The following is a 12,442-nucleotide window of genomic DNA, read 5'->3' on the forward strand; positions in this document are numbered from 1 at the left end:
GTGTAGGGACGCCACCCGCACCGCCACCCCGGTGCTTCCCCCAGGCGCGGGAAACCCTGTCCCCGATTGGATAGACAGCTCTAGATTCCCGGCCCTAGGCTGCGCCTCAGACAAGGAGACCCCATGAGCAACAACGAATATTTCTTCACCCTCAGCCAGCCGGAGCCGGGCCTGGCGCATCTGCAGCTGAACCAGCCCGAGCGCATGAACACCATGAGCCCGCGCTTCTTCCCGGCGCTGCGCGACGCGGTGCGCGCGCTCGACGACGCAGGCGAGACGCGCGTGCTGGTGATCTCGTCCACCGGCAAGCATTTCAGTGCCGGCATGGCGCTGGACACCTTCGCCGGCCAGGGCGCGCTGCTGGACACCGGCAGCGCGCGCACGCGCCTGAGCTTCCAGGCCTCGCTGCGCCGCCTGATGGCTTGCTTCAGCGTCCTCGACGAGGTGCGCTTTCCGGTGCTGTGTGCCGTGCAGGGCGGCTGCATAGGCGGCGCGCTCGACCTGGCCGCCGCCTGCGACATGCGCTACTGCACGGCCGACGCCTTCTTCACCATCCAGGAGACGGTGATCGGCATGGCCGCCGACCTGGGCGTGCTGCAACGCCTGCAGAAACTCATGCCCCAGGGCGCCGCGCGCGAGCTGGCCTACACCGGCGATCGCCTGAGCGCCGAACGAGCCCTCGCCCTGGGCCTGGTGAACGCGGTGCTGCCCGACCAGGCCGCGCTGCTGGACCATGTGCTGGGCCTGGCGCGCAACATCGCCGCCAAGTCGCCGCTGGCGGTGGCCGGCAGCAAGGCGGCGCTGAACCATGCGCGCGACCATGGCGTGGATGCTTCGCTGGCGCATATGGCGGTGCTGCAGAGCGCCATCTTCGACACCGAGGAAATGGGCCGCGCCATCATGGCCTGGAAGCTGAAGCAGCCGGCCGGCTTCGCGCCGCTGGCCGAGATTGCCAAGCTCTAGGGCTGGTCCAGCGGCAGGCGCACCACAAAGGCCTGGCCCTCGCAGACCGCCGTGCCGCCATGGCGCCGGGCAATCTGGCGCACCAGCGCCAACCCCAGGCCCGAGCCAGTGGCGCGAGTGTCGCCGCGGTAGAAGGGCTCGAACACCGCCTCGCGCTGCGACTCGGGCACGCCCGGGCCGGCGTCGCTGACGCGGATGACGGCTTCGCCGCCACTCGCGCTGAGCTGCAGCCGCGTGGGCGGCTGGCCATGCCGTTCGGCGTTCTCCAGCAGATTGCGCAAGAGGCGCCGCAGCAGGCGCGCATCCGCGCGCAGTGGCAGGCTTGCGCCTTCGAGCTGCACCTCGGCGTGCGCGGCGGCCAGCTCGGCCGCCAGCGCCAGCAGGTCCAGCTCCTCCAGCTGCAGCGGCTCGTTCACCGCGTCCAGGCGGCTGGCCAGCAGGATCTCGTCGATCAGGCGGTCCAGCTCGGCAATGTCCTGCTCCAGGCCGGCACGGCGGCGCGGCTCCACCGCGTCCTTCACCAGCTCCAGCGCGAGCTGGATGCGGGTGAGCGGCGTGCGCAGCTCGTGCGAGGCATGGGCCAAGAGGGCCTTGTGCGCACCAACCAGCTGCTCGATGCGTTCGGCCGCGTCATTGAAACGTTGGGCCAGGCGCGCCACCTCGTCGCGCCCCTCCACCGCCACGCGCGCCGAGAGCTCGCCCGCGCCCAGCCGCTCGACGCCCTGCTGCAGGCGCTCGAGCCGGCGCGTCAGCTGGCGCACGATGGGAAAGGCCAGCAGGCCCACCAGCAGCGCAAGCAGCAGCATCACGCCATGCAGGCCCAGGCCCAGCGCGGGCGGGCCCAGCGCCCAACGCAGGCGCACCAGCAGCACGCGCCCATCGGGCAAGGGCAGGCGGTAACGCCCCCAGCGCCGGCCCGGCGGCGCCTGGCCGACCTGGGCCAGGGTCCGGCCCTGCGCGTCATGGAGCGTGGCATGCTCGCTCACCTCCTGAGCCAGGTGCTGCAGGCCGGCCTGCTGCTCGGCTGCTGGCGCGTCGGCGGGCGGCAGGGCGTTCTGCACCAGCCGCCCCATCAGCTGCAGGGCCACGTCCATGGGCCCACCCTCGCGGTGCCAGAGCGCCACGCTCACCAGGGCCAGCACGATCAAGCAGGCCAGCAGCGCCAGGTAAAAGCGCAGATAGAGGCGGGGCAGCAGACGATTCAGCATCAGTCTTGCTGCCTGGCAAACACATAACCGCTGCCGCGCACGGTGATGATGCGGCGCGGTTGCTTCGGGTCGGTCTCGATGGCGGCGCGCAGGCGCGACATATGCAGGTCGATGCTGCGATCGCTGGCCTCCAGCTTTTCGCCCGTCATCATCAGCGCCAACAGGCGTTCGCGCGAGAGCACACGGCCGGCATGCTGGGCCAGCACCAGCAGCAGGCTGAACTGGCTGGCCGAGAGCTCGCACACCGCGCCATCCAGGTAGGCGGCGCGCGCCGCCGGGTCGATCTCCAGCCGGCCAAAGCGCAGCGGCTGGTCGGCCGGCAGCAGGCCGCCGTGGCGGCGCCTCAGGATGGCACGCAGCCGCGCCAGCAACTCGCGCGGCACAAAGGGTTTGGCGAGGTAATCGTCGGCGCCGATCTCCAGCCCGACCACGCGGTCGAAGGCATCGCCGCGCGCGGTGAGCATCAGCACCGGCACATCGGAGCGCGCGCGCAGCTGGCGGCACAGGTCCAGCCCGTCCATATCGGGCAGGCTGAGGTCCAGCAGCACCGCGTCGAAGGCCTGCCGGGCCAGCGCCTCCAGAGCCGCGCTGCCCAGCCCGGCCACGCTGACCCGGTAACCGGCCGCGCCGAGATACTCGCCGAGCATCTCGGCCAGCGCCGGATCGTCTTCCACGACCAGGAGCTGTTCGTGGGCGCGCGCGGGGCCGGCTTCCAGCATCGGCGTCAACCCTGCTTGGGCGCGTGGTGCTTGCCCAGATGGTCGATCAGCTGCTGGCGCTGCGCCGGCGTGAGCTGGTCCCCCACATCGGCCACCAGCTGCACCAGGCGGCGCGAGGCCTGGTCGGCCAGCTGCAGATGGCGCTGGCGCGACTGCTCCAGCGCGTTGCGGTCCAGCGGCGTCTGGGCCAGCAATTGCAGGGCCTGGCTATGGGCCTCGCGCAGCTGCTGGTGCAGCGGCAGCAGCTCGGTGACGGCCTGCTTCACGAGCGGATCGATCTGGGTCTGCTGCGCGGCGTTCACGTTCAGCTCGCTGTAGAGCCGCGCCAGCATGCGATCCGCATGCTTGGCGGCGCGCTCCGGGCTGCTGGCGCCATGCTGCCAATGCATATGCGGCGCGCCGCTGGCCAGCGCGGCCACGCCGGCGGTGAGCGCGGCACCGGCCACGAAGGCCGCGATCACGCTGCCCTTGAAGAGGCGGCGCAGCGAGCGGCGCGGCTGCGAGGTGGTGGAGGAGGATGGGCTCTTGTCCATGGTCATGACTTTCATCGCTAGGTGGAAGCAACAATCCAAGCGCTGCAGACGGCCGATTGTGGCGCCCTCACCGCTTGCAGCCAGGAGGCCTTGGTCGCCTGGTCATGTCGCCACTGTGGCGCGCCCGGCTCGCAGCCCGATGTGATCGCGGTAAAGATTTGTACGGCATGATGCTGGGCCATGAGCGAAGCCCCGATCGAACTGCTGCCACCCGACATCAGCCCCTATCGCCACAGCGCCAGCGGCGTCGATTACGTCCATGTGCTGGACTCCGGCCGGCCCGGCCCCACGGTGATGGTGCAGGCGCTCACCCATGGCAACGAGCTGTGCGGCGCGCTCGCGCTGGACTGGCTGTTCCAGCAGGGCATGGGCCGCGGCCTGCAGCCCCTGCAGGGCCGGCTGATCCTCAGCTTTGCCAATGTGGCCGCCTTCGCGCGCTTCGACCCGGCCGACCCGAACGCCTCGCGCTGCGTGGACGAAGACCTGAACCGGGTCTGGGCCGACGCGGTGCTGTTCGGCCCGCGCGACTCGCTGGAGCTGCGCCGCGCGCGCCAGCTGCAGCCCTTCGTCGACGCGGCCGACTACCTGTTCGACATCCACTCGATGCAGGATGCCTGCCGGCCGCTGATGGTGTGCGGCCTGCTCGACAAGGGCGCCGACTTTGCCTGCCGGCTGGGCATGCCCGGCGACCTGCTGATCGACACCGGCCACCCCTCGGGCCTGCGCATGCGCGACCGCGGCGGCTTCGGTGATCCGGCCAGCCCGAAGAATGCGCTGCTGATCGAATGCGGCCAGCATTGGGAGCGCAGCTCGGTGGAGGTGGCGATCGACGGCCTGGTGCGCTTTCTGCGCCTCACCGGCATCGTGGATGCGGCCTGGGCCGAGGCGCGCCTGCGCCTGCCGCTGCCGGCGCTGCAGCACCGCATCCGCGTCAAGCAGGCCGTGACGGCGCTGAGCAGCGACTTCCACTTCCTGTTCCCGGTGCGCGGCCTGGACGTGATCGCCCGGGCCGGCACGCCCTATGCACAGGACGGCGCGACGGTGTTTGCCACCGAGCACGACGACACCGTGCTGGTGATGCCCTCGACGAAGCATGGCCAGCCGGGCAACACCATGGTGCGCCTCGGCCGCTTTGAAAGCTGATCAGCCGATCACGAAGGCGTTCAGCTTGTTGCCGTCGAGATCGCGGAAGTAGGCGGCGTAGAAGCCCTCGCCGCGCGGGCCCGGTGCGCCCTCGTCCTTGCCGCCCAGGGCCAGGGCCTTGGCATGCAGGGCACGGACCTTGTCCTGGCTGTCGACCACCAGGGCCACCATCACGCCATTGCCCACCGTGGCGGGCTGGCCGTCGAAGGGCAGCATCACGCCGAAGCCGGGCTTGTCCATGCCCGTGCCCCAGGCATAGCCGCGGCCGAAATCCATGATGCGCTTGACGCCGATGACGGCGAACAGCTCGTCGTAGAAGGCCGCGGCGCGCGGCAGGTCGTTGGTGCCCAGGGTGGTGTAGCCGATCATGCAAAGCTCCCGTGAAGTGGTTCAGCCGCGATCAAATTTGAACACGGCCATGCTGGCGAGCAAGTTTGGCATGCTGCGCACCACCCTGCCCTGCTGGATGCCAAAACTGTCCAGCACACGCAGGCGGTTCTTGCGCGCCAGCACCTCGAAGTCGGCATAGGTGCCAACGCGGATATTGGGCGTGTCGTACCACTCGTAGGGCAGCACACGCGTCACCGGCATGCGGCCCAAGAGCACCTGCAGGCGATTCGGCCAATGCGCGAAATTGGGGAAGCTGACGATGCCGATGCGGCCCACGCGCGCGGTCTCTCGCAGCATCAGCTCGGTATTGCGCAGATGCTGCAGGGTCTCCAGCTGCAGCACCACATCGAAGCTCTGGTCCTCGAAGATCGACAGGCCCTCTTCGAGGTTCAGCTGGATCGCGTTCACGCCACGCTGCACACAGGCGAGCAGATTCGCGTCGTCCAGTTCCACGCCGTAGCCCGCGCAACCACGGTGCTGCTTCAGATAGGCCAGCAGCTCGCCGGTGCCGCAGCCCAGGTCCAGCACGCGCGCGCCCTCGGGCACCAGCGCGGCAATCGTCTCCATCACGGCCTGCGCGCTCATGCGTCCACCTCATTCGCAATGCGCTGGAAATAGGCGCGCAACACGCCGTGGTAGCGCGGGTCCTCCAGCAGGAAGGCATCGTGGCCATGCGGTGCGTCGATCTCCGCATAGGAGACATCGAGCTTGTTGTCGAGCAGGGCCTTGACGATCTCGCGCGAGCGCGCCGGCGAGAAGCGCCAGTCGGTCGTGAAGCTGGCGAGCAGGAACTTGCAGCGCGCGCTGGCAAAGGTGCGCGAGAGGTCGCCGCCCTGCTCGCGTGCCGGGTCGAAATAGTCGAGCGCGCGCGTGATCAGCAGATAGGTGTTGGCGTCGAAGTAGTCGCTGAACTTGTCGCCCTGGTAGCGCAGATAGCTCTCGATCTGGAACTCGATGTCCTGGGTCGAATAGCCCAGCTCGGCGGCCCGCATCTGGCGGCCGAACTTCTGCTCCATCACATCGTCGCTGAGGTAGGTGATGTGGCCGATCATGCGCGCCACGCGCAGGCCGCGCTTGGGCACCACGCCATGCTGGTAGAAATGGCCGTCATGGAAATCGGGGTCGGTGATGATGGCGCGGCGCGCCACCTCGTTGAAGGCGATGTTCTGCGCCGACAAGCAGGGCGCGGTGGCAATCGCGATGCAGTGGCGCAGGCGCGCCGGGTAGCGCAAGGCCCAGTCCAGCGCCTGCATGCCGCCCAGCGAGCCGCCGAGCACCGCGGCCAGCTCGGTGATGCCCAGCTGATCGAGCACGCGCGCCTGGGCGTCCACCCAGTCATGCACCGTCACCACCGGGAAATCCGCGCCGTAGACGCGGCCCGTGTCCGGGTTGATGTGCATGGGCCCGGTGGAGCCAAAGCAGGAGCCGAGGTTGTTGATGCCGATGACGAAGAACTTGTCGGTGTCCAGAGGCTTGCCCGGACCCACCAGGTTGTCCCACCAGCCCTCGCTCTTGTCCTCGCCCGCGTAGACCCCCGCCACATGGTGGCTGGCGTTAAGCGCATGGCAGACCAGCACCGCATTGCTGCGCGCCGCATTCAGCCGGCCATAGGTCTCGTAGACCAGTTCGTAATCGCGTATCTGTGCGCCGCTGCGCAGCGGCAGCGGCTGCGCGAAGCGCATGCGTTGCGGCGTCACCGCCCCTAGCTGACCCATCTCATGCCCTCAGAAAAACCAAAACCGGCGCCGCCAAGCAATTGCGGACGCCGGTCTGTATCGTCAAGGCGCCCTTTTAGCGGCATTTTTAGAGCGCCCGCAATCCGGAACAAATCGGCGCTATCACAATGATTATATGGTTCGAGGACACCGCATGCGCCCAGCCCACCGCCTTGCCGCCCTGTTGTCGATGCTGCCCCTGGCCGCCTGCGCGCCGCCGCGCGAAGCGGCATGGTCGGGCTATGCCGAGGGCGAGACGATCTACCTCGCCGCCCCGGTGGCCGGCCGCCTGGCTTCACTGCAGGTGCGCAGCGGCGACGCGGTGCAGGCCCAGCAAGCCCTCTTCACCCTGGACGACCGGCTCGAGCGCGCCGCCGATGCCGAGGCCCAGGCGCGCGCTCAAAGCGCCCAGGCCCAGGCCGCCAATACCGACAAGGGGCGGCGCCGCGAGGAGCTGGCCGTCATCGAGGCGCAAGCGCGCCAGGCGCGCAGCCAGGCCGCGCTGGCGCAGGGCGAGCTGGCGCGCCAGCAGCAATTGCTGGCGCAGGGCTTTGTGCAGCGCGCGCGCGTCGACGATGCCGCGCTGCTGGCCCGACAGGCCGAGGCGCGCGTGGCCGAGCTGGAGGCGGCCCTGCAGAGCGCCCGCCTGCCGGCGCGCGCGGACGAGCGCCAGGCGGCACGCGCCTTGGCCGCCGCCGCGCAAAGCGGCCGCGCCCAGACCGATTGGCGCTTGCAGGAAAAACAGCAGCGCGCGCCGCAGGCGGGCCGCATCACCGACACCTTCTTCCGCCCCGGCGAATGGGTGCCGGCCGGCCAGCCGGTGCTGGCCCTGCTGCCGGCCGCGCAACGCAAGGCGCGCTTCTTCGTGCCCGAGGCGGCGCTGGCAGGCCTGCGCCTGCAGCAGGCGGTGCAGCTGCGCTGCGATGGCTGCGGCGCAGCGATCGCGGCACGCATCAGCTATATCGCCCCGCAGGCCGAGTACACGCCGCCGGTGATCTACTCGAACGCCCAGCGCGCCAAGCTGGTGTTCATGATCGAGGCCAGGCCCGAGCGCCTGGAGGATGCCGAGCGCCTGCACCCCGGCCAGCCGCTCGACGTCACGGCGGTCAAGTCATGATGAGCGGCGGCGAGCTGGCCATCGATGTGCGCGGCCTCACCAAGCTGTTCGGCGGCCGCAAGGTGGTGAACGGCATAAGCCTGCAAGTGGGTGTCGGCCGCATCGTCGGCTTCCTGGGTCCCAACGGCAGCGGCAAGACCACCAGCATGCGCATGTTGTGCGGCCTGCTCACGCCCGACGCCGGCGAGGGCCATTGCCTGGGCCTGGACTTCCGCCGCGAGGCCGCGTCCTTGAAGCGTCAGGTTGGCTATATGACGCAGAAGTTCGGCCTCTACGACGACCTCTCGATCCGCCAGAACCTCGACTTCGTGGCGCGCCTGTTCGAGCTGCCGCAGCGTCGCGCCGTGGTAGACCAGGCGCTGGACAGACTGGGGCTGACATCGCGCCAGCACCAGCTCGCCGGCGCGCTCTCGGGCGGCTGGAAGCAGCGGCTCTCGCTGGCCGCCTGCCTGCTGCACGCGCCGCGCCTGCTGCTGCTGGACGAGCCCACCGCCGGCGTCGACCCGAAGGCGCGGCGCGAGTTCTGGGACGAGATCCATGCCCTCGCCGAGCAGGGCATCACCGTGCTGGTAGCCACCCATTACATGGACGAGGCCGAGCGCTGCAACGAGCTGGTCTTCATTGCCTATGGCGAGGTGCTGGCCCATGGCACGCAAGCCGAGGTGCTGGCCGCCGCCGGGCTGGCGGCGGGCCAGGGCAATCTGGAGGACGCCTTCATCCGCCTGATTGCCAAGGCGCGCGACAACTTCGCCGAGGCCGCGGCATGAGCATGTTCAGCTGGGCCCGCATGTGGGCCGTGTTCGTCAAGGAGTTCCAGCAGATGCTGCGCGACCGCCTGACCTTCGCGATGGCGGTGGGTGTGCCCATCATGCAACTGGTGCTGTTCGGCTACGCGATCAATATGGACCCCAAGGGCCTGCCCACCGCGGTGGTGGCGCAGGACCAGGGCGCGATGGGCCGCAGCCTGCTGGCGGCGATGCAGAACAGCGGCTATTTCCGCATCGTCGACAGCGGCATGAGCGAGGCCGAGGCCGACGCGCTGATGGCGCGCGGCGAGGTGCAGTTCATCGTCGTCATCCCGGGCGACTTCGGCGCGCGCCTGGTGCGTGGCGAGCGCCCGGCGCTGCTGGTGGCGGCCGACGCCACCGACCCCTCGGCCTCGGGCAATGCCCTGGCCGCCCTGCAGCAGCTGGGCGCACAGGCGCTAGCGCGCGAGTTGCGCGGCCCGCTGGCCAGCCTGCAGCCGCGCCCCCTGCCCTTCGAGCTGCGCCTGCAGCGGCGCTACAACCCCGAGGGGCTGTCGCGCTACAACATCGTGCCCGGTCTGATCGGCACCATCCTCACCATGACCATGGTGATGCTGACCTCGCTGGCGATGACGCGCGAGCGCGAGCGCGGCACCATGGAGAACCTGCTCGCCACGCCGGTGCGGCCGCTGGAGGTGATGCTGGGCAAGATCCTGCCCTATGTGCTGATCGGCTATCTGCAGTTGCTGCTGGTCTTGCTGGCGGCCTGGCTGCTGTTCGAGGTACCCATGGTGGGTAGCTTCGGCCTGCTGATGGCGATGATTGGCGTGTTCATGCTGGCCAATCTGGGCGTGGGCTTCACCTTCTCGACGCTGGCGCGCAACCAGCTGCAGGCCCTGCAGATGACCTTCTTCTTCTTCCTGCCCTCGATGCTGCTCTCGGGCTTCATGTTTCCCTACCGCGGCATGCCGGGCTGGGCGCAGAGCCTGGGCGAGGTGCTGCCGCTGACGCATTTCCTGCGCATCGTGCGCGGCATCATGCTCAAGGGCAGCGCGGCGGCCGAGCTGCTGCCCGAGCTCTGGCCCATGCTGGCCTTCTTGCTGGCGGCTGGCGCGATTGCCTTGATGCGCTATCGGCAGACGCTGGATTGATCGGCAGCGCCCCCCTGAACAAGGGGCGCGCGCTCGCGGGGTTGCCGCCCAGCCACTGGCCGGGACAATGGCCCCGGCCCAAGCCCAAGCCCATGCGCTCCGTCTTCCTGCTCCGCCGCTGCACCCAAGCCATCCACCGCTCGCGCGCCGCGCTCTTGCAGAGCGACTGGGAGCTGGCGGGCAGTAGTGAGCGCCTGAGCGAATGCGCGGACTGGCTGGGGCGCTTACAGCCCGATGTGCTGGCCTGCGATCTGCGCCTGTTCGACGGCCATGTGAGCCGCCTGCTGCGTGGCTTGCGCCACGAGCCCTGGGCGCCCAAGGTGCTGCTGTTCAGCAGCTGTGCCGACGAGGTGCTGCTCTACGACACCCTGGCCAGTGGCGCCCATGGCTATTGGATGGAGCGGCAGACCGCCATCAGCCTGCCGATGGCGCTGGACGCGCTGCATGCGGGCCGCGCCCTGATGTCACCGATGATCGCCAGGCGGGCGCTGGCGGCCCTGGCCATGCCGCGCCTGAGCCTGGAGCAAGCGCATCAACTGCGCCTGCACAGCCTGGAACCGGGGCAGGAAGCCACCTTCGCGCAGCCGCTGCTGAGCCTGCTATCGCTTGGCCTGCTGCCGCGCGAAATCGCCCAGCTCTGGGAGCTGGCGCTGGAGCAGGTGGAGCGGGCGCTGGCGCAGATCTATCGCCGCCTGCACCGCGTGCGCATCTTTCACGAGCCCGATCTGCCGGTGGCCTAAGCCCCTCAGGCCTGCGGAGGCAGGGTGTCGATGAAGCTCGGTCGCTGGCTCAGCTTGTCGTGGAACTTGGCCAGGTTGGCGTGGTCTGCTCGCCAGTCGATCGCGGGGAAGCGGAAGTCGAGATAGCCCAGCGCGCAGCCGACCGAGATATCGGCCAGCGAGAAATGGTTGCCCGAACACCAGGCCTTGTCACCCAGGCCCGAGCTCATCGCCTTGAGCGCGGCCAGCACCTTGTCCATCTGGCGTTGCGTCCATGCCTCGCTGCGTTGCTCGGCACTGCGCCCGTTCCAGGTCTGCTCCAGGCGCGCCAGAATGGACGCATCCAGCAGCCCGTCGGACAAGGCCTCCCAGGTGCGCACCTCGGTGCGCTCGCGGCCGCGCTCGGGGATCAGCTTGCCCACCGGCGACAGCGTGTCCACATACTCGACGATGACGCGCGAATCGAACACCGCGCCGGTGATCGAGTCCTGCCCCTCCATCACCAGGCAGGGTACCTTGCCCAGCGGGTTGACCTTCATGATGGCATCGCTGGCCCACACATCCTCCAGCAAGAGCTGATAGTCGAGCTTCTTCTCCGCCATCACGATGCGGACCTTGCGGACATAGGGGCTGGTGAGTGATCCGATGAGCTTCATGAGTGCGAGGTGATGCGTTGCGGCGCGATTCTAGCGAAGGGTCCGTTGCACGATAGGCTGTACAAGGGCCATGAACTAGTGCAGGCAAACTCGCCTTGCCAGCCGCCCCGCGCTTGGGCCACACTCTTGCGCGCACCCACCAGAGGTGCGGACAAATCGTCATCCAGGCGATATTCAAGGAGGGAGGCTCGATGAGCAATGGCAACAACAGCGGCCGCATGGCGGCCGATTCGACCCTGGGCAATCTGTCCGGCTGGCCACATTCGCAGTACCGCAAGCGCAAGCTGGACCTGAGCTTCACCGGCTCGGGCAGCGAGTATTTCCGCATCTGGATCGTCAACCTGCTGCTCTGCCTGGTCACGCTGGGGTTATATCTGCCCTTCGCCAAGGCGCGGCGGCTGAGCTATTTCTACAGCAACACGCTGATCGACGGCCAGGCCCTGGGCTTTCACGGCGACCCCTGGAAGATGCTGCGTGGCTTCCTGCTGCTGGCGCTGCTGACCCTGGCCTATGGCGTCGCCGCGCGCTTCTCGCCGCTGAGCGCCCTGGCTGCCTTTGCCTTGCTGTGCGGGCTGTGGCCGGCGCTGTGGCGTGCCGGCCTGCAGTTCCGTCTCGCCAACACCAGCTGGCGCGGCCTGCACCTGGGATTCAACGGCAGCAGCGCCGGCGCCTATGCGGCCCTGCTACCGCTGTATGTGCCGGCCCTGCTGATGGTGGCCGGGCAAACCCTGTTCGCGCCGGACAGCCCCGACCCCCGCGCCCCCTTGCCGCCCCTGCTGGGGCTCAGCATGGCGGCCAGCTTCTTGCTGATGCTGCTCATGCTGCCCTGGGGCGTGGCGCGCATCAAACGCTACCAACATGGTGGCTATACCTATGCCGACCAGCAGACCGAGCTCGCCGTGCCGACGCGACGTTTCTACGGCATCGGCCTCAAGGCGCTGCTGCTGACCCTGCTGCCCCTGGCGCTGCTGGGTGCGCTGGCCGCCATCGCCGCGCTCGTCCACAAGCCCCTGCTGTTCTGGCTGATGCTGGCGCTGCCGCTCGCCTATCTGCTGTACTTTGCACTCATAACACCCTATGTGAGCGCGCGCCTGCAGAACCTGGTCTGGAACGGCACGGCCTCGGACCTGCTGCAATTGCAGAGCGATCTGCCGGCGCGCCCGCTGGCCTGGCTGACGCTGAAGAACTGGCTGCTCACCGCCCTTACCCTGGGCTTGTACCGCCCCTTCGCGGCCGTGCACACCGCGCGCATGCGCTTGCAGGCCATGAGCCTGATGGTCGAAGGCGACCTGGACGGCTGGGTGGTGCGCCAGTGCATCGCGCAGGACGACGCCGCCGGCGATGCGGCGGGCGACTTCTTCGGCATCGACATGGGCTTGTGA

Annotated in this window: 13 protein-coding genes, 1 pseudogene and 1 riboswitch; of the genes and pseudogenes, 7 read left to right on the forward strand and 7 right to left on the reverse strand. The window is 69.0% G+C overall.

Going from position 1 to position 12,442, the window contains the following annotated elements; translation table 11 throughout:
* Nucleotides 1-123: 123 nt before the first annotated feature.
* Nucleotides 124-963 carry an enoyl-CoA hydratase-related protein gene (locus tag WG898_RS22725; protein WP_339605064.1) on the forward strand — a complete coding sequence of 280 codons (840 nt, stop codon included), beginning with the start codon at nt 124-126 and terminating at the stop codon, nt 961-963.
* Here WG898_RS22725 and WG898_RS22730 read toward each other — a convergent pair.
* Genes WG898_RS22730 through WG898_RS22740 form a run of 3 tightly spaced genes read right to left on the reverse strand, consistent with a single transcriptional unit; the run spans nt 960 to nt 3,423 of the window.
* Nucleotides 960-2,171, reverse strand: coding sequence for an ATP-binding protein (locus WG898_RS22730; RefSeq protein ID WP_339605065.1), 1,212 nt, complete (start codon nt 2,169-2,171; stop codon nt 960-962). The genes WG898_RS22725 and WG898_RS22730 overlap by 4 nt on opposite strands.
* Nucleotides 2,171-2,890: a response regulator gene (locus WG898_RS22735; RefSeq protein ID WP_339605066.1), complete on the reverse strand. Its 720-nt coding sequence runs from the start codon at nt 2,888-2,890 to the stop codon at nt 2,171-2,173. The genes WG898_RS22730 and WG898_RS22735 overlap by 1 nt, the downstream gene beginning before the upstream one ends.
* Nucleotides 2,891-2,895: 5 nt before the next feature.
* Nucleotides 2,896-3,423 (reverse strand): Spy/CpxP family protein refolding chaperone, encoded by a 528-nt coding sequence (locus WG898_RS22740; protein ID WP_339605067.1) that lies wholly within the window; start codon nt 3,421-3,423, stop codon nt 2,896-2,898.
* Between the two features lie 180 nt (nt 3,424-3,603).
* On the opposite strand from WG898_RS22740, the gene WG898_RS22745 reads away from it, so the two are divergent.
* Nucleotides 3,604-4,566 carry a M14 family metallopeptidase gene (locus WG898_RS22745; RefSeq protein WP_339605068.1) on the forward strand — a complete coding sequence of 321 codons (963 nt, stop codon included), beginning with the start codon at nt 3,604-3,606 and terminating at the stop codon, nt 4,564-4,566.
* On the opposite strand, the gene WG898_RS22750 is transcribed toward WG898_RS22745, so the two are convergent.
* Genes WG898_RS22750 through metX form a run of 3 tightly spaced genes read right to left on the reverse strand, consistent with a single transcriptional unit; the run spans nt 4,567 to nt 6,671 of the window.
* Complete coding sequence (locus WG898_RS22750) at nt 4,567-4,935, reverse strand: VOC family protein (protein WP_339605069.1); 369 nt, start codon at nt 4,933-4,935, stop codon at nt 4,567-4,569.
* 21 nt (nt 4,936-4,956) lie between these two features.
* Nucleotides 4,957-5,541 carry a methionine biosynthesis protein MetW gene (gene metW / locus WG898_RS22755; protein WP_339605070.1) on the reverse strand — a complete coding sequence of 195 codons (585 nt, stop codon included), beginning with the start codon at nt 5,539-5,541 and terminating at the stop codon, nt 4,957-4,959.
* On the reverse strand, nt 5,538-6,671 hold the full coding sequence (gene metX, locus WG898_RS22760) for a homoserine O-succinyltransferase MetX (RefSeq protein ID WP_339605071.1): 1,134 nt from the start codon (nt 6,669-6,671) through the stop codon (nt 5,538-5,540). The genes metW and metX overlap by 4 nt, the downstream gene beginning before the upstream one ends.
* Before the next feature lie 56 nt (nt 6,672-6,727).
* Nucleotides 6,728-6,802, reverse strand: a riboswitch (SAM riboswitch).
* A 23-nt stretch (nt 6,803-6,825) separates the two neighbouring features.
* On the opposite strand from metX, the gene WG898_RS22765 reads away from it, so the two are divergent.
* From WG898_RS22765 to WG898_RS22780, 4 genes and pseudogenes are all read left to right on the forward strand, one after another.
* The gene (locus WG898_RS22765; protein ID WP_339605072.1) at nt 6,826-7,788 is read left to right on the forward strand and encodes an HlyD family secretion protein; all 963 of its coding nucleotides are present in this window, start codon (nt 6,826-6,828) and stop codon (nt 7,786-7,788) included.
* Nucleotides 7,785-8,513, forward strand: a pseudogene (locus WG898_RS22770) (ABC transporter ATP-binding protein); the annotation flags it as partial. The gene WG898_RS22765 and the pseudogene WG898_RS22770, both read left to right, overlap by 4 nt.
* 38 nt (nt 8,514-8,551) lie before the next feature.
* Nucleotides 8,552-9,685, forward strand: a complete 1,134-nt coding sequence (locus WG898_RS22775) for an ABC transporter permease (RefSeq protein WP_339605074.1) — start codon at nt 8,552-8,554, stop codon at nt 9,683-9,685.
* A 92-nt stretch (nt 9,686-9,777) separates the two neighbouring features.
* Nucleotides 9,778-10,425, forward strand: a complete 648-nt coding sequence (locus WG898_RS22780; protein ID WP_339605075.1) for a response regulator — start codon at nt 9,778-9,780, stop codon at nt 10,423-10,425.
* 5 nt (nt 10,426-10,430) lie between these two features.
* Here the strand turns inward: WG898_RS22780 and WG898_RS22785 are convergent, their stop codons facing one another.
* Nucleotides 10,431-11,060, reverse strand: a complete 630-nt coding sequence (locus WG898_RS22785; protein WP_339605076.1) for a glutathione S-transferase family protein — start codon at nt 11,058-11,060, stop codon at nt 10,431-10,433.
* A 191-nt stretch (nt 11,061-11,251) separates the two neighbouring features.
* Here WG898_RS22785 and WG898_RS22790 point away from each other — a divergent pair, with 191 nt between their 5' ends.
* Nucleotides 11,252-12,442 (forward strand): YjgN family protein, encoded by a 1,191-nt coding sequence (locus WG898_RS22790; RefSeq protein WP_339605077.1) that lies wholly within the window; start codon nt 11,252-11,254, stop codon nt 12,440-12,442.

Source organism: Paucibacter soli (assembly GCF_037482845.1).
GTDB lineage: Bacteria > Pseudomonadota > Gammaproteobacteria > Burkholderiales > Burkholderiaceae_C > Paucibacter_B > Paucibacter_B soli.